General features: G+C 60.6%; 28 protein-coding genes. 13 read left to right on the forward strand and 15 right to left on the reverse strand.

The features are described from left to right. Positions 1-19: 19 nt before the first annotated feature. Positions 20-853 (forward strand): hypothetical protein, encoded by an 834-nt coding sequence (locus tag ETW24_RS10720; RefSeq protein WP_129371051.1) that lies wholly within the window; start codon positions 20-22, stop codon positions 851-853. A gap of 167 nt (positions 854-1,020) precedes the next feature. Then, positions 1,021-2,364, forward strand: coding sequence for a dimethylsulfonioproprionate lyase DddP (gene dddP / locus ETW24_RS10725; protein ID WP_129371052.1), 1,344 nt, complete (start codon positions 1,021-1,023; stop codon positions 2,362-2,364). 54 nt (positions 2,365-2,418) lie between these two features. Here the strand turns inward: dddP and ETW24_RS10730 are convergent, their stop codons facing one another. Beyond that, positions 2,419-2,967 carry an NUDIX hydrolase gene (locus tag ETW24_RS10730; RefSeq protein WP_129371053.1) on the reverse strand — a complete coding sequence of 183 codons (549 nt, stop codon included), beginning with the start codon at positions 2,965-2,967 and terminating at the stop codon, positions 2,419-2,421. A 95-nt stretch (positions 2,968-3,062) separates the two neighbouring features. Between ETW24_RS10730 and ETW24_RS10735 the strand changes: the two genes are divergently transcribed. Then, positions 3,063-4,298 (forward strand): bifunctional alpha/beta hydrolase/OsmC family protein, encoded by a 1,236-nt coding sequence (locus ETW24_RS10735; protein ID WP_129371054.1) that lies wholly within the window; start codon positions 3,063-3,065, stop codon positions 4,296-4,298. Positions 4,299-4,454: 156 nt separating this feature from the next. On the opposite strand, the gene ETW24_RS10740 is transcribed toward ETW24_RS10735, so the two are convergent. Then, complete coding sequence (locus ETW24_RS10740; protein WP_129371055.1) at positions 4,455-4,793, reverse strand: hypothetical protein; 339 nt, start codon at positions 4,791-4,793, stop codon at positions 4,455-4,457. Positions 4,794-4,879: 86 nt separating this feature from the next. Between ETW24_RS10740 and purB the strand changes: the two genes are divergently transcribed. From purB to ETW24_RS10765, 5 genes are all read left to right on the forward strand, one after another. After that, complete coding sequence (purB, locus tag ETW24_RS10745; RefSeq protein ID WP_129371056.1) at positions 4,880-6,184, forward strand: adenylosuccinate lyase; 1,305 nt, start codon at positions 4,880-4,882, stop codon at positions 6,182-6,184. A 468-nt stretch (positions 6,185-6,652) separates the two neighbouring features. Next, complete coding sequence (locus ETW24_RS10750) at positions 6,653-6,997, forward strand: hypothetical protein (protein ID WP_254695596.1); 345 nt, start codon at positions 6,653-6,655, stop codon at positions 6,995-6,997. A gap of 98 nt (positions 6,998-7,095) precedes the next feature. After that, positions 7,096-7,629, forward strand: a complete 534-nt coding sequence (locus tag ETW24_RS10755; RefSeq protein WP_129371058.1) for a tetratricopeptide repeat protein — start codon at positions 7,096-7,098, stop codon at positions 7,627-7,629. A 74-nt stretch (positions 7,630-7,703) separates the two neighbouring features. Then, complete coding sequence (locus ETW24_RS10760) at positions 7,704-8,810, forward strand: flagellar motor switch protein FliG (RefSeq protein ID WP_129371059.1); 1,107 nt, start codon at positions 7,704-7,706, stop codon at positions 8,808-8,810. Positions 8,811-8,945: 135 nt separating this feature from the next. Next, complete coding sequence (locus tag ETW24_RS10765; protein WP_129371060.1) at positions 8,946-9,878, forward strand: lysophospholipid acyltransferase family protein; 933 nt, start codon at positions 8,946-8,948, stop codon at positions 9,876-9,878. 9 nt (positions 9,879-9,887) lie between these two features. On the opposite strand, the gene ETW24_RS10770 is transcribed toward ETW24_RS10765, so the two are convergent. Beyond that, positions 9,888-10,589 carry a DUF1223 domain-containing protein gene (locus tag ETW24_RS10770; protein ID WP_129371061.1) on the reverse strand — a complete coding sequence of 234 codons (702 nt, stop codon included), beginning with the start codon at positions 10,587-10,589 and terminating at the stop codon, positions 9,888-9,890. A gap of 233 nt (positions 10,590-10,822) precedes the next feature. On the opposite strand from ETW24_RS10770, the gene acnA reads away from it, so the two are divergent. After that, positions 10,823-13,525, forward strand: a complete 2,703-nt coding sequence (gene acnA, locus ETW24_RS10775) for an aconitate hydratase AcnA (protein WP_129371062.1) — start codon at positions 10,823-10,825, stop codon at positions 13,523-13,525. A gap of 85 nt (positions 13,526-13,610) precedes the next feature. On the opposite strand, the gene ETW24_RS10780 is transcribed toward acnA, so the two are convergent. After that, positions 13,611-14,387 (reverse strand): substrate-binding periplasmic protein, encoded by a 777-nt coding sequence (locus tag ETW24_RS10780; RefSeq protein WP_164982732.1) that lies wholly within the window; start codon positions 14,385-14,387, stop codon positions 13,611-13,613. A gap of 272 nt (positions 14,388-14,659) precedes the next feature. Here ETW24_RS10780 and ETW24_RS10785 point away from each other — a divergent pair, with 272 nt between their 5' ends. From ETW24_RS10785 to ETW24_RS10795, 3 genes are all read left to right on the forward strand, one after another. Continuing rightward, a complete protein-coding gene (locus tag ETW24_RS10785; protein WP_129371064.1) occupies positions 14,660-14,944 on the forward strand; it encodes an antibiotic biosynthesis monooxygenase in 285 nt (94 codons plus the stop codon). A 125-nt stretch (positions 14,945-15,069) separates the two neighbouring features. Beyond that, a complete protein-coding gene (locus ETW24_RS10790) occupies positions 15,070-15,408 on the forward strand; it encodes a DOPA 4,5-dioxygenase family protein (RefSeq protein ID WP_129371065.1) in 339 nt (112 codons plus the stop codon). Positions 15,409-15,481: 73 nt separating this feature from the next. Beyond that, on the forward strand, positions 15,482-15,775 hold the full coding sequence (locus ETW24_RS10795) for a putative quinol monooxygenase (protein WP_129372900.1): 294 nt from the start codon (positions 15,482-15,484) through the stop codon (positions 15,773-15,775). Positions 15,776-15,790: 15 nt separating this feature from the next. Here ETW24_RS10795 and ETW24_RS10800 read toward each other — a convergent pair whose 3' ends face one another. The 10 genes from ETW24_RS10800 to yajC all read right to left on the reverse strand — a co-directional run bounded on the left by ETW24_RS10800 (position 15,791) and on the right by yajC (position 22,684). Further along, positions 15,791-16,330: a DsbE family thiol:disulfide interchange protein gene (locus tag ETW24_RS10800; protein WP_129371066.1), complete on the reverse strand. Its 540-nt coding sequence runs from the start codon at positions 16,328-16,330 to the stop codon at positions 15,791-15,793. Then, entirely contained in the window at positions 16,323-16,478 is a 156-nt protein-coding gene (gene ccmD / locus ETW24_RS10805) for a heme exporter protein CcmD (RefSeq protein WP_129371067.1), read from the reverse strand. The genes ETW24_RS10800 and ccmD overlap by 8 nt, the downstream gene beginning before the upstream one ends. Beyond that, the gene (locus ETW24_RS10810; protein ID WP_129371068.1) at positions 16,478-17,209 is read right to left on the reverse strand and encodes a heme ABC transporter permease; all 732 of its coding nucleotides are present in this window, start codon (positions 17,207-17,209) and stop codon (positions 16,478-16,480) included. Before ETW24_RS10810 ends, ccmD begins: the two co-directional genes overlap by 1 nt. Before the next feature lie 56 nt (positions 17,210-17,265). Continuing rightward, the gene (gene ccmB / locus ETW24_RS10815) at positions 17,266-17,922 is read right to left on the reverse strand and encodes a heme exporter protein CcmB (protein ID WP_129371069.1); all 657 of its coding nucleotides are present in this window, start codon (positions 17,920-17,922) and stop codon (positions 17,266-17,268) included. Next, positions 17,919-18,533: a heme ABC exporter ATP-binding protein CcmA gene (ccmA, locus tag ETW24_RS10820; protein WP_129371070.1), complete on the reverse strand. Its 615-nt coding sequence runs from the start codon at positions 18,531-18,533 to the stop codon at positions 17,919-17,921. Before ccmA ends, ccmB begins: the two co-directional genes overlap by 4 nt. 88 nt (positions 18,534-18,621) lie before the next feature. Then, on the reverse strand, positions 18,622-18,975 hold the full coding sequence (locus ETW24_RS10825) for an Mth938-like domain-containing protein (RefSeq protein ID WP_129371071.1): 354 nt from the start codon (positions 18,973-18,975) through the stop codon (positions 18,622-18,624). Between the two features lie 13 nt (positions 18,976-18,988). Further along, entirely contained in the window at positions 18,989-19,741 is a 753-nt protein-coding gene (locus tag ETW24_RS10830) for a TSUP family transporter (protein WP_129371072.1), read from the reverse strand. Beyond that, entirely contained in the window at positions 19,734-20,702 is a 969-nt protein-coding gene (gene secF / locus ETW24_RS10835; RefSeq protein WP_129371073.1) for a protein translocase subunit SecF, read from the reverse strand. The genes ETW24_RS10830 and secF overlap by 8 nt, the downstream gene beginning before the upstream one ends. A gap of 1 nt (position 20,703) precedes the next feature. Beyond that, a complete protein-coding gene (gene secD / locus ETW24_RS10840; RefSeq protein ID WP_129371074.1) occupies positions 20,704-22,365 on the reverse strand; it encodes a protein translocase subunit SecD in 1,662 nt (553 codons plus the stop codon). 34 nt (positions 22,366-22,399) lie between these two features. Continuing rightward, on the reverse strand, positions 22,400-22,684 hold the full coding sequence (gene yajC / locus ETW24_RS10845; RefSeq protein ID WP_024089858.1) for a preprotein translocase subunit YajC: 285 nt from the start codon (positions 22,682-22,684) through the stop codon (positions 22,400-22,402). 292 nt (positions 22,685-22,976) lie between these two features. Here yajC and serS point away from each other — a divergent pair, with 292 nt between their 5' ends. Further along, entirely contained in the window at positions 22,977-24,269 is a 1,293-nt protein-coding gene (gene serS / locus ETW24_RS10850) for a serine--tRNA ligase (protein WP_129371075.1), read from the forward strand. Between the two features lie 73 nt (positions 24,270-24,342). Here serS and ETW24_RS24830 read toward each other — a convergent pair whose 3' ends face one another. Further along, the gene (locus tag ETW24_RS24830; protein WP_254695597.1) at positions 24,343-24,756 is read right to left on the reverse strand and encodes a hypothetical protein; all 414 of its coding nucleotides are present in this window, start codon (positions 24,754-24,756) and stop codon (positions 24,343-24,345) included. Between the last annotated feature and the right edge of the window lie 52 nt (positions 24,757-24,808).

Genomic DNA, 24,808 nt, shown 5'->3' on the forward strand with positions numbered 1-24,808 from the left:
TGAATGGAGGATCCGGACGGTGGCAGAAAAAGTGCAGTATACAGGCAGGCTCGGACTGGAGGCCCGCGATACCGGGACCCTTTCAGCAGCGGTTTCGGCTGTTGTGGACACGCTCGAGGATTTCGGCCATCCGGCAGAAACAATTGAGGCGCGGGCAGAAAATACAGCCAAAATTCAATGTGACCATTACCTGGTGACTGTACGGTTGCGCAGGGTTCCATTGCGGCGCGCCAGCCGGCTGACAAACGCGATGCTGCAGCCCGCGGCACTGCTGGAACTTTCGCTGACGCCCGCCTTTCCCGATTATTGCGATCAGGAGATTTCGGAACTGTTTCTGGCCGAAATGCTGCGGCGGCTGCTTCCTGCTGTTGAGGCAACTTCGGTTGAATGGCTCGAATCCGATGTGGCGCTGACGTGCGAGCAGTTCCTGAGCGTGTTCGAACCCAATCCGGAAAACAGTCTGCAAGCCACACCCGAGCCAGCCGAAACCCGGCGGGAACACCCCGCTCCTGTCAGGCTGCGCGGCCGGGCATGTTTCACTCCGGTTGATCAAGCTGCGCTGGCTCTTGATGCCCACTGCGATCAGGCGTTCCAAGCCGTCAGGCTTACCCAAAGTGAACCAGAAGAAATCCAGAAAGCAGATCTCGCTCAGGCCAGGGCCCGCAAACCGGAACAGGCTCAAGGCCCCTACCGCGGCTGGGCGCATCAACTCAGGTCGACGGCGATTGCGGCTTTCAGCATTGCGGGCACCCGCCGGTTGCGTTTCATCAGCCATCTTATGCTTCTGACAGCATTGCTGCTGTATATGGAAAGTGCCGGAATGGTGCAGGCTGCCCGCCCGCTGGTGCCTTAAGCCCTGTGTTTGAACACGGGCCGCCACGTTTGGTCCCCCCCCTTCACGGTTCACATTGTCCGATACCCAAGGGTCAGAAACGACTGTAGAACCCGTCGTTTTCTGCAGCGCTTCCGCCAGTAGACGGCTGCACACTGGACAAACCTGTGCAGCGACGGAGGCCACGCATGAACGAGCATTACCGCGACATCCGCAAAATTGATCCAACCCGCGGCGCCAATCTGGGCGACAACACCCCGAACAACAATGACCGGGTTGAGATCGGACCGACCCAGCTGGCTTTTGGCGAATGGGCCGAGGCCGGATTGCAGCTGCCCGATTTGCAGGCAATGCGCAAATTCCGCTGGGAGCGGCTGACCCGTTTCATCAACGACCGCGGCTATGCCGGCCTTCTGGTGTTTGACCCGCTGAACATCCGCTATGCCACCGACAGCACCAACATGCAGCTGTGGAACACCCATAACCCGTTCCGCGCCCTGCTGATCTGCGCTGACGGCTATATGGTGCTGTGGGATTACAAACAGTCGCCGTTTCTCAGCGAATTCAACCCTCTAGTGCGCGAACAGCGCGCTGGCGCCGACCTGTTTTATTTCGACCGCGGCGACAAGGTGGATGTGGCGGCCGACGTGTTCTCCAATGAGGTGCGCAAACTGCTGGAGGAACACAGCGGCAGTAACAAGCGCCTGGCAGTGGACAAGGTCATGCTGCACGGGCTGCGCGCGCTGGAGGCGCAAGGCCTGGAGATCCTCCCCGGCGAAGAGCTGACCGAAAAATGCCGCGCGGTGAAAGGCCCGGACGAGATCCTGGCGATGCGCTGCGCCCATCACGCCTGCGAAACCGCTGTGGCGGAGATGGAGAAGTTCGCCCGTGAAAATGTGCCCGGCGGCAATATCTCGGAAGACGACGTCTGGGCGGTGCTGCACGCGGAAAACATCCGCCGCGGCGGCGAGTGGATCGAAACCCGGCTGCTGGCCTCAGGCCCGCGCACCAACCCGTGGTTCCAGGAATGCGGCCCCCGCATCATCCAGAACAACGAGATGATCAGTTTCGACACCGATCTGGTCGGCTCTTACGGCATTTGCATCGACATCTCCCGCAGCTGGTGGATCGGCGATCAGAAGCCGCGGGCAGATATGGTCTATGCCATGCAGCACGGGGTCGAACACATCCGCCATAACATGGAGATGCTGAAGCCCGGCGTGAACATCCAGGAGCTGTCACGCGGCTGCCATGTGCTGGATGCGCAGTTCCAAAAGCAGAAATACGGCTGCATGATGCACGGCGTCGGCCTGTGCGATGAATGGCCGCTGGTTGCTTATCCGGACCAGATGGTCGAGGGCGCCTTTGACTATGACCTGGAACCGGGCATGGTGCTGTGTGTCGAGGCGCTGATCTCCCCCGAGGGCGGCGATTTCTCGATTAAGCTGGAAGATCAGGTTCTGATCACCGAAGACGGCTACGAGAACCTGACCAAATATCCGTTCGACAAGGCACTTATGGGGGAAGCCTGACCTGAACCGCCGGCCCCGCCTGTACAGGTGGGGCCGGGATATCCTGCGGCGCCGTCAGGCGCCTCCGCTTAAGAACAGCGCGAGCTTTTCACGCAGCACCAGTACACCGGGCGTCTCCGTCACCTCATGCAGCCGGTTCAGCGGCACCCAGGCCAGTGCATGGGATTCCCCGCTCACTGCAAAATCCCCTGCCTCTGCTTGAAACAAGTACCGAACGTCATAATGCAGATGCTCGCAGTCCTGCGCATTTTCCGGGATTGCGTGAATGTCCACATCAAACACCTGATCAGACAGCGGCTTGATCCGCGGCAGCCCGCTTTCCTCATAGGCTTCTTTCAACGCCACAAAAGCCGCATCTGCAATGCCGTCGCAATGGCCGCCCAACTGCAACCAGCGATCCAGCTTCCGGTGATGGGTCAGCAGAACGCATTTCATGTCCGGTGACAGCACAAAGGCGGAACCGGTAACATGACCTGTCTCAGGGTTACGGCCAAAGGCCTGAGGTTCACTTTCGCAAAAGGACCGCAACTGCCGCCACATTTCCCTGTCGCGTGCCGTTTGAGGCGTGTAAATGCCAATTCCGGCCAGACTTAATGCACTCATCTGCCTTCACCTTCACGTGACGTTGCGGGCCGCCGCCTTGTTCCTGTGCCAACGAGCGCTCAATCTAAACGGAACACCCAACAAAGGCCACGCCCATGCCCGCTGAACGCATCTCCTTCCCCGGCCATGCCGGAAACACCCTTGCTGCCCGCCTCGACCTGCCTGAGGGACCGGTGCTTGCAACGGCGCTGTTTGCCCATTGCTTTACCTGTTCCAAGGATATTCCGGCCGCGCGGCGGATTGCCGGACGGCTGGCGGCGATGGGGATCGCGGTGCTGCGGTTCGACTTTACCGGTTTGGGGCATTCCGAAGGGGAATTCGAAAACACCTCCTTCAGCTCCAATGTCGCGGACCTGATCATGGCGGCGCAGTATTTGGCCTCGCGCGGCATGGCGCCTTCTTTGCTTATCGGCCATTCGCTGGGCGGCGCGGCGGTGCTGCGGGCACGGGCAGGCATCCCGTCTGTCAAAGGCGTGGTGACACTGGGCGCGCCGTTTGATCCCGGCCATGTCTCGCACCACTTCGACGCTGCCTTGCCCGAGATAGAGGCCAAAGGCCGTGCTGAAGTCTGCCTGGGCGGGCGGCCTTTTGTCATTGGCAGGGAATTCGTCGACGATATCAACGCCGAAGCGCTGGAGCCTGCAATTACCGGCCTCAAGGCTGCACTGCTGGTGCTGCATGCCCCGCGGGATGAAACAGTAAGCATCGACAATGCCGCCTCGATCTTTACCGCGGCCAAACACCCCAAAAGCTTTGTCACCCTGGATGATGCCGATCACCTGATCACCCGTGCTGCGGATGCGGAATATGCCGCCGAAGTGATTGCCGCCTGGGCCGGGCGCTATGTCAGAATGGCCCCGCCCGCGCCGCCGCCCGGTGCCCCCGAAGGCATCCTGCGGGTGACCGAGGCGGACCCGGAGGGATTCCTGCAGGATGTGCAATCCGGTCCCTATCACCACACCTTTGCAGATGAGCCATTGGCCTATGGCGGCACCAATCGCGGCATGTCGCCTTACGGCTTCGTGGCGGCGGGGCTGGGCGCCTGCACCTCGATGACGCTGCGGATGTATGCCCGCCGCAAGGGCTGGCCGTTGGAGGGGATCAGCGTCGATGTCAGCCATGACAAGGTGCATGCTCAGGATGCTCAGCCGACGGGACCCGCCAAAATCGATCAGTTCACCCGTGTGATCCACCTTTGCGGCCCTTTGAGCGGGGAACAGCGGGCCAAGCTGATGGAGATTGCAGACAGATGCCCGGTGCACCGGACATTGGAGAGCGGCGCCAAGGTGGTGACGCATCTGGAGACCACACCCCAGGCGGCTACCGCGTAACTTCAATACTCCCGGATCTCCCGTGCCCGGCCCCTGCAGGAAACCTGCAACGGCAGCGGCCTTGGGCCCGGCGCCGCGCCTTGGCGCGGCGCCGGGCCCAACTGCGGCAGGCCTTCGCCTGAAGGCCGCAGCGCAGGCGGGAGACCTCCCTTGCCGTTATTCAGAGTAGCGGCCAGTGGTGATGTCACCGCTTTCATCCACAAACCGCAATGCCGTTCCATCGCTTTCCAAAACAAAACAGGCCCACAGGTCCGACGGCGGCCAGGTGGAGCAGTATTTGCCGTCCCGCACGCCCCAGTATCCCCAGCTGTCATGGCCGGCATTGTACAACGTCCGTCCCGACGCCCGGAATTCCTGCCAGGCGCCGCTGCCATAGGTCAGCTTGCGCCCTTCCAATGCTGCCTGCACGTCCTCTGCGCTCAACGCCCGCCATTCCGCCGCCGCAAGCGGCGAAACGGTCAATGATACCGCAATCATCAGGGCAATGTGCCTCATGTCCGTCTCCCAGCCTTGCTGTCACGCCTTACCTGATCTAATAGGCCCGGCATCTGCTGCACAATCACATAAAGGTGCTTTCGCCCATGATCCCGCGCTATGCCCGCCCTGAAATGGTCGCCATCTGGTCGCCCGAAACCAAATTCAAGATCTGGTACGAGATCGAGGCCCATGCCTGCGAAGCCATGGCCAACCTCGGCGTGATCCCGCGCGAAAACGCTGACGCCGTGTGGAAAGCCAAGGACGTCGAATTCGACGTCGCCCGCATTGACGAGATTGAAGCTGTCACCAAACATGACGTCATCGCCTTCCTCACCCACCTGGCTGAGCATGTCGGCGCTGAGGAAGCCCGTTTTGTGCATCAGGGCATGACTTCGTCGGATGTGCTGGACACTTGCCTGAACGTGCAGCTGGTGCGTGCTGCCGATATTCTGCTGGACGGCATGGACAAGCTGCTGGCGGCGCTGAAGAAACGTGCGCTGGAGCATAAGAACACCGTGCGCGTCGGCCGCAGCCACGGCATCCACGCCGAGCCCACCACCATGGGCCTGACCTTTGCCCGTTTCTATGCCGAGATGGACCGCAACAAGAACCGCCTGGAAAAAGCCCGCTGGGAAGTCGCCACCGGCGCAATCTCCGGCGCGGTCGGCACCTTTGCCAATGTTGACCCCGCGGTTGAGGATCACGTCTGCGAGCAGCTGGGCCTGCGGCCTGAGCCGATCTCGACCCAGGTGATCCCGCGCGACCGCCACGCGATGTTCTTTGCTACCCTCGGCGTCATTGCGTCGTCGATCGAAAACGTTGCCGTGGAAATCCGCCACATGCAGCGCACCGAGGTGCTGGAGGGTGCCGAATTCTTCTCGATGGGCCAGAAAGGCTCGTCGGCGATGCCGCACAAGAAAAACCCGGTGCTGACCGAGAATCTGACCGGCCTGGCGCGCCTGGTCCGCATGACTGTGATCCCGGCGATGGAGAACGTGGCGCTGTGGCACGAGCGGGACATCTCGCACTCCTCGGTCGAGCGCGGCATCGGCCCGGATGCGACTGTCACCCTCGACTTTGCCCTGAACCGCCTGGCCGGTGTTGTCGACAAGATGCTGGTGTTCCCGGAAAACATGCTGGACAACATGAACAAATACCCCGGCCTGGTGATGTCGCAACGCGTTCTTCTGGCGTTGACCCAGGCAGGCGTCAGCCGCGAAGATGCCTATTCCATGGTGCAGCGCAACGCCTTGAAAGTCTGGGAAGACCGTGTTGATTTCCGTGAATTGCTGCTGGCGGATGCCGATGTGGTTGCGGCGCTCGGCGAAGAAGCGATCAACGAGAAGTTCGACATGGGCTATCACACCAAACATGTCGACACGATCTTCCGCCGAGTGTTCGGCGAATAAGCTGCAACCGCTTGCGAGCATCTGCGCCCCGCCCTTGGCGGGGCGCTTTTCATTCAGCATTCATGAAAGGCGTGCTACAAGTTTTACGAATGCACAAACGTCCTTAATCATCCGAAGAAATTCTGACGCTCCTATTCGCCGATTTTGACGAAACGCTTGTACGCAACTGCATTGACGAATTCTCTGCCGCAACCAGTATCAGGGATGCATTTTCCATATCTTGCTTGGACCGGTCAGCCACCTTCGGCAGTGAACGCATGGTGTTCACCCTTGTTCGATCCAAAGGGAAACCCCTTGTTCTAAAGCTGGACCTGGCTGAAGGAACCAAGAGACTAATCTAAAAGTACCAAGTCATTGGAAAGCTCAGCGGCCATTTTGAATCCGGGTCCCAGGCCGCGTTAGTCAAGCCGGCTTATCTATCGCCAACAGGCCGCTTTCAGCCACGGGGATTTTCATGGCGGCAATCTGGTGCTGGGACGCGGTGTAAGCTACGGTCTGGATTTTACTGAAGCCTGCACAAAACTTGCCGTCTACGACATTGTCGACTTCCTTAAAATGAATGTATTTCTGCCAGCAGAACCTTCCGAAGTCGGCGCCTGCGGGATCAGAAACCAATCAAATGAAATGTTTATAAAGAAATACCGTCAGAAAGTGAACTCCGGATTTCTGACCTGTGCATTGCGGGGCCGGCTACTGATCGAGTGGGCGAAAATCTCCCGTGAAGCCTTTGAACGCAGTGCATTCATGCGCAAGAAGTTCGCCTTCCTGGAAAGGCGCCTCTCTATCGCCTTTGCGCAGCCTCTTGAGGGATGACTATTTTCATCTCCCGCAGTTTTGATGTGAATAAATTGGCGGGCCCGCGGGTTGTAAGGGTACATTGATCACGACTTTATGCATCAGGAGATGACGACATGCGTTATTTTGCTCTCGCCGCTGCCTTGACCCTGCCGATGACGGCTTATGCCGCAGGCGGCAATGACTGGAACCCGCCGAAACCTTCCGAGACCACCAAGACCTGCAAGGGCAAGCGGATCTGGGACCCAAACAAGAAGCGCTGCGTGCGGCCCAAGAAGTCGTCCCTGAACCAGCAGGACCTGCTGAATGCAGCGCGCGAGCTGGCCTATGCGGGCCGCCAGCAGGATGCACAGGCAGTGCTGAGCGCCGCGCCGGACCAGCAGGATACCCTGGTGCTGACTTATTGGGGTTTCACCCACCGCAAACTGGGCAATTTGGAATTGGCGCAGGCCTATTACGATCAGGCGCTTGAACAGGATCCGGATAACATACTTGCCCGCTCCTATATGGGCCAAGGCCTTGTGAAACAGGGGAGATACGGCGCGGCCCTGATACAGTGGAAAGAGATCAAGGCACGGGGCGGTGATGGCACCTGGGCCGAAGCTTCGCTGCGCAACGCTTTGGAAACAGGTGCAACTTTCAGCTACTAGCTTCAGTCTTTCTTTACGGCTTGCGGCCTATCCTGCCCTCGATGATCAAGAAGAATCTTTGGTAGGGTGCGAGAATGCCTCAAGACAATTTGCTGGCGCTTCCAATGGCTTCAGGCGGGCCGGATCTGGGCGGGTTCGGTGCCCCGGCCCCTCTGGGCGGCGGGGGCAGCAGCGGGCTGAGCGGCAAGGCAAAGGCCGCAATTATCGTCCGGCTGCTGTTGAATGAAGGCGCAGAAATCCCGCTGGAGGAGCTGCCGGACGACTTGCAGCTGGAGCTGACCCAGCAGATGGGCAAGATGAGCATTGTCGATCGCGATACGCTGAATACGGTGGTCGGCGAATTTGCCGATCTGCTGGACAACGTTGGCCTGCATTTCCCCAATGGCCTGGCCGGTGCGCTGAATGCGATGCAAGGCAAGATCAGCCGCCACACCCACAGCCGTCTGCGCAAGGAAGCCGGTGTGCGCCAGTTCGGTGACCCATGGGAGCGCTTGAAACAGCTGCCGCCCGAAGATCTGGCCGGTCTGGCCGAGGCGGAAAGCACCGAAGTGGCCGCGGTTTTGCTGTCCAAGCTGGACACCGCCAAGGCGGCGCAAATGCTGGTTCATCTGCCCGGCCCGATTGCCCGCCGCATCACCTATGCCGTCAGCCACACCGCCAATGTGACGCCCGACACCGTGGACCGGATCGGCCTGTCGCTTGCCGCCCAGGTCGAAGCCCGGCCCGATCTCGCCTTTGATGAGACTCCGGGGCAGCGTCTTGGCGGCATTCTGACCGAAGCGGCGGCCGCCAAACGTGATGAAGTGCTGACAGCGCTGGATGAAGAAGATGAGGATTTTGCCATCAAGGTGCGCAAAGCGATCTTCACCTATGCGCTGATCGGTGAACGGATGCAGCCGATCGACGTGCCCAAGCTGATGCGGGTGCTGTCGCAGCCGGATCTGGTCACTGCCATGGCCTTTGCCACCGACGAGGAAGACGTGGCAACCAACGAATTCCTGCTCAAGAACATGTCCAGCCGGATGGCAGACAATATCCGCGAGGAAGTGGGCGAGCGCGGCAAGGTCAAGCGCAGCGATGGCGAGGCGGCGTTCAGCATGATCATCTCGGCGATGCGCGATTTGGTGGCAACAGGCGAAATTGATCTGAAATCCGACGAGGATGAGGAGGACGGCGGTTAAGATCCGCCACTTACACCGGGACGGCAGGCGCGCAGGCCAATCTGCCCGCGCCTGCGAGCGGCTTGTACCTGCCGGTCCGGCTGCGTATGATGCGGGCTTCCGGGCGCATTCCCGCGCCGCAGCCACCCAGATGCCATGCCCGTAGATCCTTCCGAGCTCTCCACCTGGAGCCATGTCAAATATTATGGCAGCAACCTGTTTCTGCGCGGGCTGCTGGTTGGCACCCGGCTGATCCCCTATGGGTTGAGAGTGCCGATGATGGGCCGGCTGGTCACGGCCATGGGCCGCCTGGCCGGATTTCACAAACGGGTGCGCAGCAATCTGGATCTTGTCAGCCCCGAACTGGCGGAAATTGATCCCCGCGCGCTGTACCGGGACGTCAGCGATAATGCGGGCCGGATGATAGCCGAAATCTATGCCGGCGCCCCTTTTCACGACCGCGCCAGGGCTGCCCCCATTACCGGCCCTGGCCTGAAAGCGCTGGAAGAGGCCCGCGCAGAAGGACGACCGGTTCTGCTGGCAACGGCGCATTTCGGCAACTACGATGCCGCCCGCACGGCACTGTTTGCCCGCGGTTTCGAGATGGGGGCGCTTTACCGCCGGATGGCCAACCCTTATTTCAATGACCATTACGTGGCGGCCATCAAGGGCAACGGCGAGCCCCTGTTCGAACAGGGAAAGCGCGGCATGGTCGAGCTGGTCCGGCACCTGAAAAAGGGCGGCATCGCCGCCATCGTCACCGACCTGCACGCTCAGGGCGGCGAATTGATCGACTTCTTCGGCAAGCCTGCGGTCACCTCCACCGTGCCGGCCGAACTGGCACTGAAATTCGGCGCTGCTGTGATCCCTGTTTACGCAGTGCGGCAGGACAACGGTCTGGACTTCGAGATCGTGATGAGCGCCGAGATCCCGCATTCCGATCCGCTCACCATGACCAAATCCCTCAGCGCGGATCTGGAAGCCATCGTGCGCAAGCACACCGGCCAATGGTTCTGGATCCACCGCCGCTGGAAACCCTATGTGCCGCTGCCAAAACCCGGCAGGAAGGCAAATCCCGAGGCGGGCTGATCCAGGCGGCTATTCGGCGCGGGCAGCGGCAATGATACGGCCATAGGACGCCTCTTGCACCACGACGGCAGCAGGCTGGCGGCCTGGCACCGGGACTGTCAGTTCCAGATCCCCTGCCCCGTCCCATTCCGCAGCAATCTGCCAGTCATCCACCACATTGGCATAGCTCAAGGTCTTACCGGCCAATTCACCGCGGGTGATATTGACGGTCCGTTCTGGCGTATAGCGCACCAGCTGCACCAGCAGCCTCGCCTCCCCCATCTGTGCCCGTGGCTGCAACCGGATCACCAGTTCCTCCCCGTTCCGCTCAACCGACAGCGTGACCGGGCGCGGATGGGATTGGTGTTTGCCGATGGCATCGGCCACCTTCATTGCATCGGCGCCAACCACATCATCCTGACCCATGATGATCATTTGCGGCGTGTAGATCATCCTGCGGCCGCCCGCATGCGCATAGCCCTTTTGCCGCTTGGTATGGGACGGCTTGGCAAATTGATCCTTCCAGCCGATGTAATCCCAGTAATCGACGTGCAGCGCCAGCGGCAGCACATCGTCGCGCGCTGCCAGCTCATGCAGCAGTGCATCGGCCGGCGGGCAGGACGAACACCCTTGCGACGTATAAAGCTCCACCACCACAGGTTCCGCGGCAGATTGGCCGTATACCGGCAGGGCCAGGCCCCACGCTGCAATGATCGACGCCAGAAGTTTCATGAATCGCCCGCTTCGTTTGTTAGGCTTCTGGTCTAAAGATGTGCCTGCAAATACGCCAATCAATCATTTTTGAGCCGGGTTTGAACGAAGCAGGCCCGTTGCACCGCAAAAAATGTGTACTATCGCATACAAATGTGCCCCCTGCGGCGATTGGGCTATTGAATGCTTAATCTTCCTCATGCATTTAGCAGGCAGCGAATTCCCCGATTTCAAATCCTTGAGGGAGGCCAAACATGCCTATCACCGTCGGACAAGACAATGCCAAAGCGCGCAAAACGCTCAGCGTCAACGGCAAGTCGATCTCTTTTTACTCCATCCCCGCAGCCACCGAAGCAGGCTTTGGTGATTTCTCCAAGCTGCCCGCCGCGCTGAAGGTGGTGCTGGAAAACATGCTGCGCTTTGAGGATGGCGGCTTTTCGGTCTCCACCGACGACATCAAGGCCTTTGCCGAATGGGGCGCCAATGGCGGCAAGAACCCCCGCGAAATCGCCTACCGCCCTGCCCGCGTGCTGATGCAGGACTTCACCGGCGTTCCCGCCGTTGTCGACCTGGCCGCCATGCGCGACGGCATCGTCGGCCTGAAAGGCTCCGCCGCCAAGATCAACCCGCTTGTGCCAGTTGACCTGGTCATCGACCACTCGGTGATGATCGACGAGTTCGGCAACCCGCGCGCGTTCCAGATGAACGTCGACCGCGAGTATGAGCGCAACATGGAGCGCTATCAGTTCCTGAAATGGGGTCAGAACGCGTTCAACAACTTCCGCGTTGTGCCGCCGGGCACCGGCATCTGCCACCAGGTGAACCTGGAGTATCTGGCCCAGACTGTCTGGACCGATACAGACCAGAACGGCGAGGAAGTCGCCTATCCGGATACCCTGGTCGGCACCGACTCCCACACCACCATGGTCAACGGCGCCGCGGTGCTGGGCTGGGGCGTTGGCGGCATTGAGGCTGAGGCCGCGATGCTGGGCCAGCCGATTTCTATGCTGATCCCCGAAGTCATCGGCTTTGAGCTGACCGGCCAGATGGTTGAAGGCACCACCGGCACCGACCTGGTGCTGAAGGTGGTGGAAATGCTGCGCGCCAAGGGCGTAGTTGGCAAGTTTGTCGAGTTCTACGGCACCGGCCTGGACCGTCTGCCGCTCGCAGACCGCGCCACCATCGCCAACATGGCGCCGGAATACGGCGCCACCTGCGGCTTCTTCCCGATCGACGACGAAACCCTTCGCTACCTGCGCAACACCGGCCGTGATGAGGACCGCATCGCGCTGGTCGAAGCCTACGCCAAGGAGAACGGTTTCTGGCGCGGCGCAGATTATGCACCGGTCTACACCGACACCCTGTCGCTGGACATGAGCAGCATCGTTCCGGCAATCTCCGGCCCGAAACGCCCGCAGGACTATGTGCCGCTGACCAACGCCAAGGCTGCTTTCCGCCAGGAGATGGAAGAGACCTTCAAACGTCCGATGGGCAAGGAAGTCGCCGTCAAAGGCGAAGACTACACCATGGAATCGGGCAAGGTTGTGATTGCTTCGATCACCTCCTGCACCAACACTTCGAACCCTTATGTGATGATCGGCGCAGGCCTGGTCGCGCGCAAGGCAGCCGCCCTGGGCCTGGACCGCAAGCCCTGGGTCAAAACCTCGCTGGCACCGGGTTCGCAGGTCGTGTCCGCCTATCTGGAGGCCGCAGGCCTGCAAGAGGATCTGGACAAGATCGGTTTCAACCTGGTGGGCTACGGCTGCACCACCTGCATCGGCAACTCCGGTCCGATCCAGCAGGAACTGTCGGAAGCCATCGCCGAGGGCGATCTGGTGGCAACCTCGGTGCTGTCCGGCAACCGCAACTTTGAGGGCCGCATTTCGCCCGACGTGCGCGCCAACTACCTGGCCTCGCCGCCGCTGGTGGTGGCCTATGCGCTGGCCGGCACCATGGACATCAACCTGGCGTCCGACCCGATTGCACAGGACAAGGATGGCAACGACGTCTACCTGAAAGACATCTGGCCCTCGACCCAGGAAGTTGCGGAACTGGTTGAGCAAACCGTCACCCGCGAGGCGTTCCTGTCGAAATACGCCGATGTCTTCAAGGGCGACGAGAAGTGGCAGGCGGTCGAGACCACTGACGCGGAAACCTATGACTGGCCCGCAGCCTCGACCTATATCCAGAACCCGCCCTACTTCCAGGGCATGGGCACCGAGCCGGGCACCATCTCGAACATCGAGGGTGCCAAGGTTCTGGCGGTTCTGGGCGACATGGTCACCACCGACCACATCTCGCCCGCGGGCTCCTTTGCCACCACCACCCCGGCGGGCCAGTATCTGCTGGAGCGCCAGGTGCAACCGCGCGAGTTCAACTCCTACGGTTCGCGCCGCGGCAACCACGAGATCATGATGCGCGGCACCTTTGCCAACATCCGCATCAAGAACGAGATGCTGGCCAAAGAAGACGGCAGTGCTGTTGAGGGCGGCTACACCAAAGGCCCCGATGGCAAACAGACCTCGATCTTTGATGCCTCGATGGCGCATCAGGAAGCAGGCACACCGCTGGTGGTGTTCGGCGGCGAACAGTACGGCGCGGGCTCCTCGCGCGACTGGGCGGCCAAAGGCACCGCTCTCTTGGGTGTCAAGGCTGTGATCGCCGAAAGCTTTGAGCGTATCCACCGCTCCAACCTGGTTGGCATGGGGGTGATCCCGTTTGAATTCACCGGCGGCGACAGCCGCAAATCGCTGGGCCTGACAGGCGAGGAAACCGTCTCGATCTCCGGGCTGGACACCATCCAGCCGCTGCAGGACGTGCCCTGTGCGATCACCATGGCGGACGGTTCAGTGAAAGAGATCACCCTGAAGTGCCGCATCGATACCGCACCCGAGATCGAATACATCGAACACGGTGGCGTGCTGCACTATGTGCTGCGGAACCTGGCCAAGTCGTAAGACACCAAGTTAAGCGAAAATGTGAAAGGGCGCCCCGCCGGGCGCCCTTCTTTAGTCAGCGTTGCTGCAGACAGTCCCGTCCCGGCTACGGGGCGATGGTGCTGCTCAGGATCTCTGCAATCGTTCCATCTGCCTGCAGTTCGGAAGTCGCCCGGTTGAACACATCCAAATAGGCATCTGCGCCAGCACTCCGCGACAGGCCAAAGTGCGAATAAGTGCTGGAAATCGGAGTGGCAACAGACGCAATTCTGTCCTGCCAGCCGTTTTGCACGACGTGGTAGCGTCCGACCGCATCATCAATTGCGATAAGATCCAGTTGATCAAAAAGCAGCATTTGCATCAGGCCTTCCACATCGCCGCCGCGAACGATCCGGTTGTTGTTTTCAAAGGCGCGTTCCATCTCCTGATCAATGACGCTGCCGTTCACCATCCCCAGCCGCAGCCGGGAAATCCGCGCATATCCCTCGTCAAGATCCAGCCCTTGCGGATAGCGCTCGCGGTTGTACCAGAATGTGTTGGCCTGCAGAAACGCCGGGCCAGTGAAGGCCAGATAAGAAGCGCGGCCGGCTGATTTAAACAATGGGAGGATGCCGTCGATTTCTCCGGCTTTTGCCCGCGCCTGGCAACGCTGCCAGGGCAGCAGAACAACCACAGCCCTTAGCCCGTCAATCCGGTCCGTCACGGCCTCCAGCAGCTTGACCTTCAACCCGCCGTCGGGAATGCCGCCGGATCCCAGCGTGTAGGGCGGATAGGGATCATAGCAGAAGGTCAGCACAGAGTCGGCACGCGCAGTGTCAGCCAACCCGCTAAGGGCAGCAAAGCATGCCAGCAGCACTTTGACGAACCCAGTCGGCTTTTCCACTCTTCTGGCCTTTTCCATACGGGCGGTATTCAGCTTGGCGGGATTGCAAATTACCGCTCCCGCTTGCCTCATTCTTCCGACCTATCCCACAGTAAAATGAAAGAACCTGTAATGGCATTGCCAGCGATCTTCCGAATTGGCGCATGAACAACCAAAGCGATACTTCCCTGACGTCAATACCTGCTATACCGCCCGGTTCAGCTGTGTAAACATTATGCGTGAATACACCTTTTACCCCTCGCGACACTCCTTGATTGACCGGGCCCAATATCATGAAAGAAGCTGTAATAGCAGTCGTTTACCCGGATGTGGACACATTTGACGAACACGTTGAGGCAGTTCTGGAAATGCTTCCGGAAACGAGGCGTTTTCCTGGCTGCATAGAAGCCCATGCCGGCATTAACCGCGCGCGTTTTGAAATTGCCGTTTTCCACCTATGGGAGTCGAATGACCATTTGGAGCGCTATTTGGTCTGGCGTGCCGACCGCGGCGATTTGGACGCCCGCAGCGCCACCATGCGGCGGGAGCAGGACTTCCGGACTTTTTCGGTGCCATGAGACCCCGGCCTTCGTATTGAAAGCACGGCATGGCACCCGCGCCGCCGGGTTCTGCCTTTCATTGCACATTGGCTGTTCGCAATCTGCAGATTGTCTTGGACGGACACCTTGGAAAAAGTGGTGGCATGAAACATACAGACAGCATCACAGGCTATCACGCCCACATCTACTTTGACGAAAACACCGTTTCGCAGGCCCGCGCTCTTTGCCAGCGTGCTGCCGAACTCTTCGGGGCAGAAATGGGGCGCATGCATGAAAAACCCGTCGGACCGCATCCCAAATGGTCCTGCCAGCTGGCGGCCGGCCCGGAGCAGTTTGCCACGTTGCTGCCCTGGCTGGCATTGAACCGCGATGGGCTGATTGTCTTTGCCCACCCGGAAACAGGCGACGCCCTGGCGGATCATCGGGATCACGCGATCTGGCTGGGAACAGGCCTAGCGCTGGATCTTAGCATTTTCGGCTGATGCTTGCGTAAATTTACCGGAAATTTCCAGTTGCCCGTCAAGCTGACCCAGCCCGCTGAACATGGAGCGTTTCGTGACGGAAGCCGTAATCATTCAACTGCACCCGCTGCCCGGTAAATACACTGAGCTGACAGTTCTTGTGAAAAAGATGGTGGAGGCGGCTCGCGGTTTTCCGGAATGCCAACAAGCCGAAACCCTGCTCGCCCCGGACCGGGACGAGATTTCGGTCTTTCAAAGATGGACTAGCGCGGAGGCGTTCAGCGAGTATCTGATTTGGCGTTCCAGGCAGGAAGACCTAAAGCTTGCCTTTGCGCTGTCGTCGAAGGAACCTGATCTCCGCAGCTTCACCCTGCATGATCCTGGCTAAGGTGCTGCCGCATGTTTACTGACCTGCCGCCTTTTCCATCGCCGGGCGCAGGGTGTTTTCGATCACCCGCTGGGTAATCGGTCCGGCCCAACGCAGCACGATCTTGCCTTCGCCGTCCACCACATAGGTTTCCGGCACGCCGTACACGCCCCAATCGATCCCCAAACGGCCCTTTTCGTCGCGGCCAATCGCTGCGTAAGGGTCGCCCAGCTCGTTCAAAAAGGCCTCGGCATTGGCCAGCTGGTCCTTGTAGTTGATGCCGTAAACCGGGATGCCCTCGTTGGACAGCGCTTCCAGGTTCGGATGCTCGGCCCGGCAGGGCGCGCACCAGCTTGCCCAGTAATTCACCAGCTTCACACTGCCATCGCGCAGGGTTTCGTCTGTGAACATCTCCTTGCCAGGAAAATCGTCCAGCGCTAGCGGTGGCGCGGGCTGGCCTTCACGCGCGGACGGCAGGCTGTTGGGGTCTTCGCGGAACATGCCAACCAGGGCAAGGCCGACAAAACCAGCAAACACAATACCGGGGACCGCCATCAGCGGTGAGATCTTAGCCATTGCGCTTCATCCGGGTTTCAAGGGTTTCCATTTCCCGGCGCACCTTGCGGCCGCGCAGGATTGTCAGCACCACCAGCGCCAGCAGCAGCAGCAGCGAGGCACCATAGGCCGACAGCACCGTTTCGGCGTATTTTCCAAGATCGGGCATCAGGCCTCCAGCCGTTCGCGCGCCATCAATGCCTTGATGCGGCGGGCGCGGATTTCAGTTCCGGTGCGGTAGAACACCAGCGCAAGGAACAACAGCACAAAGCCGCCCATGCAGACATAAAGCGGATTGGAGAACGCATCAGCCACGTTTTCCTTTTCGTCAAGCGACAGCGACGCCCCCTGATGCAGCCCCTGATTCCAAAAGTTCACCGCATAGCGGCTGAGCACGGCAAAGACCGACCCGACCAGGCACAGGATCGAGGTGAGGTCCGCGGCGGTGTCGGGATTGTCGATCGCCTCCCACAGGGCGATATAGCCGAGATAGAACAGGAACAGCACCAAAAAGGACGTGAGGCGCGGATCCCAGGCCCACCAGGTGCCCCACATCGGCTGACCCCAGATCGCACCGGTGACCAGCGCGATAACCGTCATTACGATACCCACGGGCGCCGCAGCACGGGCGGCCAGCGCGCTGACGTGATGGCGGCGGATCACCCAGACGAGCGAGGTGACCAGCATCATGAACCAGGCATTAATCGCCATTAGCGCTGCAGGCACATGCAGGAAGATGATCTTGACGGTGGAGCCTTGGCGGTAATCGTCAGGCGTGAAGAAAAAGCCCCAGATCAGCCCCGCGCTGATCAGCACGGCAGAACTGATCCACAAGACCGGCATCACCTTTTCGGTGGTGGTCAGGAACTTCTTCGGGTTGGCGTATTCCCAGATCGACATGTTGGCTATTTAGCTCTTGTTCTCGGGTTTCTCAATTCACGGCTCGTTGAAACCGCCTAACGCAAATTGACGCGCAGGACAGCGGCGCTGGCAAAGGGCAGCAAGGCGATGGAGGCGGCGGAGATGCCGGCAAGCAGCAGCATCGGTGTTTGGACAGCCATGCCTTCAGCCCCGCGGCGGGCCACTTCGGACCCGAAGATCAGCGTCGGCACGTACAGCGGCATCACTAACAGAGACATCAGCAGCCCGCCGCGTTTCAGCCCCACGGTCAGGGCGGCACCAAAGGTGCCAATGACGGACAGTGCAGGCGTGCCCAGCAACAGGGAAACCACCAGCCATTGAAAGCCTTGGACCGGCAGGTTCAGCAGCACCCCCAGCACCGGTGCGGCCATCACCAGCGGCAGGCCGGTGGTAATCCAATGCGCCAGCGCCTTGATCGTCACGGTGCTTTCCAGCGGCAAGGGTGCTGTGGCCAGCAGGTCGAGCGAGCCGTCCTCCCAATCCAGCGCCAGCAGCCGGTCAAGGGACAAGAGGCAGGCCAGCAGCGCGCCAAGCCACAGAACACCCGGTGCGATTTTGGACAGCAGGTCCGATTGCGGGCCAACGGAAAACGGCACCATCACGGTCACGATCAGAAAAAACGCAAGGCCCAGGCCAAAGCCGCCGCCGGCCCGGAAGGCCAGCCGCAGATCCCGTATCAGCAGCGCAATCACAGAAAGCCTCCGTCAAAGTCATCCAGCGCCAGCGGTTTGGCCTTATAGGGGCCGGCATCCAGCACCCCGGCCTCCAGCCCCAGATCGATGTGGGTGGCAATCAGCGCGGAGCCGCCCTGCCCCAGATGCATCCGCACGGCGGCCGCGAACATCGCAACCGAGGCTTTGTCCAAACTCACCGTTGGTTCATCCATGATCCAGATCGGGCGGCCTGTTACCAGCATCCTGCTCAGGCCCAGGCGGCGTTTCTGCCCCGCAGACAAGGCGCCCGCTTGCCGGTCGCGCAGGGCTTGCAGGTCAAACCCGTCCAGCGCCTGCTCAATCCCGTTGCGGCCAAAAACACTGGCCCAAAATGTCAGATTTTCTGCCACCGTCAGTGTCGGTTTCAGCCCGTCGGAATGGGCGGCATAGGCGATCTGATCCTCGGCGCCGTCCACCCGCCCCTTCAGCGGCGGCTGCAGCCCGGCGACGGTGCGCAGCAGCGTTGTCTTGCCGATGCCATTGGGGCCGCGCAGGATCAGCGCCTTGCCGGGATCCAGCGAAAAGCTCAGGCCCTCCAGCACCGGGATACCGCCGCGCGCCACGCTCAGATCCGTCACAGTCAATGTCATGAAGTTCGCTTATCCCGTTATGCCCGCGCATCAAAAGACCAATCATCCGCATCCCGCTTTGCGGCAGGTCAAATACATCTTCAGAAAATCAGACCGCCAGCGCCGCCATGGCAATCCTGCGCCCCTCGGACAGCAGCACATTATAGGTGCGGCAGGCGGCGGGCGAGTTCATTATCTCAACCCCCAGCCCTGCCTCTTCCAGCGCTTTGCGCAAATCTGCCGGAATATGCGCGATTTCCGCGCCGGTGCCGATGAACAGCACGTCGGCCTCCCCCGCCAGTGCCAGCAGCGGCCCGGTATCCGCATAACCGCCCCAGGCCGCGGTGCCTGCTGCCGATGTCAGCACCGCCCCCTGATGAACCTGCCCGCCGATGCGGAAGAAGCCTGCGCCATAGCCATCAATCGGCTGCGCGTCGGAAAAACTCACTTCATTCAAGCGCATATGGGGGGTCCTTTCAGTCAAACACCGGGAGGCTGGATAACACGGCCAGCGCAATCACGGAATAGGAGGCAAAGCGATAGAGCTTCTCCAGTTTGGGATCAAACAGCGCCTTGCCGGTCAGCGTGGTCACAACATAGGGGATGCCCAGCAGCGCGGCCAGGATCACCGCCTGCAGGCTGGCCAGCCCGCCAAAGATCAGGTTGACCGCAATCACCACATCAAGGGCTGCCAGAAACACGATTGTATTGGCCCTGACCCGCGCCACGTCACGCACATTGGCAAGGTAGAAGACGATGATCACCGGCCCTGTCAGACCGGTCATGCCGCCGACCATGCCAGCCGCCCCGCCGATGCCGAAACGGCCCGGCCAGCCCAGCCGCCCCTGCCAGCGCCAGCCGGAAACAACTGCCGCCAGCGTCACCCCGATCACCGCCGCCGCCAGCCAGCGCAGTGTCAGCGGATCCAGTTGCGACATGACCCACAGACCAGCGGGCACGGTGACAGCTGCGGCCATTGCCAGCGCGCCGACTTCGGCCTTGTCGGCCTTGCTCCAGGCCTGCGGGAACAGGGTGATGGTGGAGAACACCCCCATCAGCACCATCAAAAACACCACATCCGCAGATGGCAGGAATTGTGCGCCGACGGGGACAAAAATCATCGCGGTGCCAAAACCAGTGAAGCCGCGGACTAATCCCGCGGCTCCAATAGTCAGCAAAAGCCAGACCAGCCCCGGCGTGGCCAGGGCTGCCTGAAAGGCCTCAAGCATCGATGTTCGAGAACTGATTGCCGGTGGTGTTTGCCTGTTTCGACCAGTCGCGCTTCACCCCCAGTTTCAGCAGGATGGTGGAAGCCACAAACACCGACGAATAGGTCCCGACCAGCACACCCCAGATCATCGCAAAGACAAAGCCGCGGATCACGTCGCCGCCCAGCACATAAAGCGAAATCAGCGCCAGCAAGGTGGTGACCGAGGTCATCACCGTCCGGCTGAGGGTCTCGTTGATCGAGATGTTCAGAACCTCGGCCAGATCCTTCTTCTTGTAGCGGCGCAGGTTCTCGCGCACCCGGTCGAACACAACCACCGTATCGTTCAGCGAATAGCCGACGATGGTCAGCAGTGCCGCGATGATGGCCAGGTCGAACTTGATCTGCAGCTCCGAGAACACACCGATGGTCAGCACCACGTCATGCACCAGCGCTGCCACCGCGCCGAGAGCGAACTGCCACTCGAACCGCAGCCAGATGTAGACAAGCACGGCGCCGATAGCGAGCGCCACCGCGTAAATCGCCGTGGTGATCAGCTCACCCGAGACTTTGGGACCAACGGATTCGACGGACACAAACTTGATGCCCGGTGCCACCGCGTCCAGCGAAACCTTCAGCGTCTCGACCATATCGCCCGAGATCGCCTCGCCGTCGTCCTGTGCCTGGATGCGGATCATGGCGACGTGCTGGTCTTCTTCGAATGTCGGGTCGAACACCTCGGTGATCGACACATCCCCCAGCCCCAGCGGCGAAAGGGCATCACGGTAAGCGCCCACATCCACGGATTCAGACGCTTCGGTCCGGATGGTGGTACCGCCGCGGAAGTCGATACCGAAGTTCAGCCCCTGCAGCAGGAAAGACGCAAACCCCACCACCATCATCAAGGCAGAGATGCCCAGCCACAGCTTGGCGCGTTTGAAGAAATCGAATGAGGTCTTCTGAGGAACAAGTCTTAACCGCATATCACACCTCAATCGTTTTCGGACGGCGCCGTTCAAACCACATGATGATCATCAGCCGGGTGACAAAGATCGCGGTGAAAACCGAGGTCAGAATGCCCAGCCCCAGGGTGATCGCAAAACCGCGCACCGGGCCGGAGCCCATGGCGAATAGGATCACCGCGGTGATGAATGTGGTGATGTTGGCGTCAAGAATGGCGCTCAGCGCCTTGGAGTAGCCTTCGTCAATCGCCTTGGCCGGGCCGCGGCCCGCCTTCAGCTCTTCGCGGATGCGTTCAAAGATCAGCACGTTGGCGTCCACCGCCATGCCGACGGTCAGAACGATACCGGCGATGCCCGGCAGTGTCAGGGTGCCGCCGATAAGGCTGAGCATACCAAAGATCAGCGCGATGTTCAGGATCAGCGCCACATTGGCAAACAGACCGAACAGCCCATAGCTGAGGCCCATGAACACCAGCACCGCGATAAAGGCCACGATGGTGGCGATCTTGCCCGCATCAATGCTGTCCTGGCCCAGCTCGGGGCCAATGGTGCGTTCTTCCAGGAACTCCAAGCCTGCCGGCAGTGCGCCTGCACGCAGCAGAACCGCAAGGTTGGTGCTTTCTTCGATGGTGAAATTGCCGGTGATGATGCCCGAGCCGCCCGGGATGTGCGACTGGATCACCGGAGCAGAGACCACCTCGTCATCCAGCACGATCGCAAAGGGGGAGCCGATGTTTTCGGCGGTGTAGTCACCGAACCGGCGCGCACCCGAGGTGTTGAAGCGGAACGTCACCGCAGGCCGGCCGTTCTGGTCGAACGAGGGCTGCGCATCCACCAGGTCCTCGCCGGTCACAACCGCAGCGGCTTCGATAGTGTAGTAAATGCCGCTTTCATCCAGTGACGGGATGATCTTATTGCCGATCCCCGGTGCAGCACCGGCATCGCTGCCACGGCCCGCAACCGGGTTGAAAGTCAGCTGCGCGGTTGTGCCGATAATCGCCTTCAGTTCCGAAGCAGAACCAATCCCCGGCACCTGGATCAGGATGCGGTCGGCGCCCTGGCGCTGAATAGTCGGCTCGCGGGTTCCCACCTCGTCGATCCGGCGGCGCACGATCTCCAGCGCCTGGCGCACGGTGCGGTCGTCCGAGGCGATCTTCTCCGCCTCGCTCAAGCGCACCACAAGGATATCGGCTTGGGCGGAAACCTCAATGTCGTTGGCGCCTACACCGGTCAGTGTGGTAATCGGATTGGCCAGCTCGCGCACCGCTTCCAGCGCCCGGGCCATGCCTTCGGGCTTGGTGATTTTCACCCGAATCTCATCCGCCTGCCCCGGCTGGCGGCGGAACGTGCCAACAGTGCCGCGCTCGGGCCGCAGCGCATCACGCACCTCCGGCCACAACGCATCCATCCGCGCCTCGTAGACGTCGCTGACCTGCACTTCGGCCAGCAGATGCGCGCCGCCGCGCAGGTCGAGACCCAGGTTCACCAGTCCGGACGGCAGATAAGACGGCCATTGGCCCGCTGTTTCCAGCCGATCCGGCGTCTCGCCCTTGGCGATGATATCAGCCGCGGCGTCGTTAGCCTGTTCAACGCGGGTGTAAAATCCGTTTGGCAGGGCAAGCATCAGGCCGGCCGCGCACACCAGCCAGATCAGCACCCTCTTCCAGAGATCAATTTGCAGCATTGCCCTGCCTTTTCAGTTTGTTAGAGGTCTAAGCTTACGACACAGGGTCGGTTTTGCTCAGCACCTGGGCAATGGTCGCCTTGATGACGCGCACTTTCACACCATCGGCGATTTCAACTTCAATCTCGCCGTCTTCCTTGACCTTGGACACCTTGCCGATCAAACCGCCCTGGGTCACCACCTGGTCACGCACCCGCAGCTGGTCGACCATCTTCTGATGTTCTTTCACCTTCTTCTGCTGCGGCCGGATCAGCAGGAAGTACATGATCGCGAAGATCAGGATAAGCGGGAGAAATTGGGCGATTGCGCCACTGTCCATGGGATTTTCCTTCTGTCAAAGCGGCATGAGGTTTCACGCCGGAATTTTGCAGCGGAACCTATGCGCTGGGGGGAAGGGTTGCAAGGCTGCCGCAAAGCAAAAGCGCAGCCGGGATAGGCCGTTGCAGGATTGCGTGGATGCCGCGCCGGGAAAGGCCGTCCAATCCGCTTGCCTGTGCCCGGCATCCCCAAGTTGCACATAGACCGCGCGCGCCCCTTCCCCTTTGTTCACCCTTGCGTCATAGGATGGGCCTACTGATTCAAACCACGACCCAACGCTAGGAGAGACTCTCATGCATGACATCCGCGCTATCCGCGAAAACCCTGCCGCATTCGACGCCGCTGTGGCGCGGCGCGGGGATGCGGGCGTGTCATCCGAGATCCTGGCGCTGGACGAGGCGCGGCGCGCCAAAATCCAGGCCGCAGAGGCCGCCCAGGCCCAGCAGAACAAGGCCTCCAAAGAAGTCGGCGCCGCCAAGGGCCGCGGCGATGAAGCCGAGTTTGAACGCCTGCGCGCACTGGTGGCCGAAAAGAAGGCCGAAGTGGCAGTGATGAACACCGAGGCCAAGGAGTTGGATCAGCAGCTGACCGATATGCTGATGACCATCCCGAACCTGGCCTTCGATGAGGTGCCGCTGGGCGAAGATGAAGACGACAACGTCGAAATCCGCCGCTGGGGAGACCCAAAGGAACTCGGTTTCGACGCCAAGGAGCATTTCGAAATCGAAGGCGTGAAGCCCGGCATGGATTTCGAGACCGCGGCCAAACTCTCGGGCAGCCGCTTTGTGGTGCTGTCGGGTGCGGTTGCCCGTATTCACCGCGCGCTGGCACAGTTCATGATCAACACCCATGTGGACGAGAACGGCCTGACGGAAACCTGGACCCCGGTTCTGGTGCGCGAAGAGATGATGTACGGCACCGGCCAGCTGCCCAAGTTCGGCGAGGACAGCTACAAGACCACCAACGGCTGGTGGCTGGTTCCGACTGCCGAGGTCACGCTGACCAATATCGTCAATGGCATGACGGTCGAGGAAGGCTACCTGCCGCGCCGCTATGTGGCGCACACCCAGTGTTTCCGCTCTGAGGCGGGTTCGGCCGGCAAAGACACCTCCGGCATGCTGCGCCAGCACCAGTTCGAGAAGGTCGAAATGGTCTCGGTCACGCATCCGGACAAAAGCGGTGAAGAGCATGAGCGCATGACCCGCTGCGCCGAAAACATCCTGGAGCGGCTGGGCCTGCCCTATCGCACCATTGTTTTGTGCACTGGCGACATGGGCTTCGGCGCCAGCAAGACTCACGACATCGAAGTCTGGGTGCCCGGCCAGAAAACCTACCGCGAAATTTCTTCGGTGTCGGTCTGCGGTGACTTCCAGGCCCGCCGGATGAATGCGCGCTTCAAGCCCGGAGATGGCGGCAAGCCGCAATTTGTGCACACACTGAACGGCTCCGGCCTGGCGGTGGGCCGTTGCCTGATCGCAGTGCTGGAGAACGGCCAGCAGGCCGACGGTTCTGTGAAGCTGCCCGAGGTGCTGGCCCCTTATCTGGGCGGCAAGCTGACCCTGACCGCGGATGGCGCACTGGCCTGATCCAAACGCCCGCACAAAGCAGAAACCGGCTCCCAAAAGGCGCCGGTTTTTTAATATACTCAACGCCTTGAGGCTATTTCTTCACCTTTTTCCTGCCGGCACCTTTGGCGGCAAGAATAGCCTGGGCCTTTTCCTTTTCTTTCTCGATGGCCTTTTTCGCTTTCGCTTTGACCTTCTTGGCCTTCTGCTTGGCTTTTATTCTTGCCGCTGCAAACTCCACCGCCAGCTGCGCCGCTTTCCGCTTGGCTTTACGGGCCTTGGCCTGCGCCTTGGCGGCCTTATCCTCCGCTGCCCGGCGCGCGGCCTCGGCGGCTTCCAGCTGGGCGTTCAGTTCACCCTGCAACTTATCAGAAGCCTTACCTTCCGAAGATCTGACCACTTTCTTGTCTGGAATCTTTCCGCTCACGAACCGGTTCTCCTTGTATTTAGGCACGCAAGGCCCGGCAGCTGAAGCCGTCAAAGCCTTGGCAGCCTCCAGCAGTACCACCGCAGGTCTGGTTACGATACCCGTGATGCTGTGCAGCAGCAGTTTCCCCGCG

Origin of the sequence: Leisingera sp. NJS204, from assembly GCF_004123675.1 — a bacterium.
In the GTDB taxonomy this organism is placed as follows: domain Bacteria; phylum Pseudomonadota; class Alphaproteobacteria; order Rhodobacterales; family Rhodobacteraceae; genus Leisingera.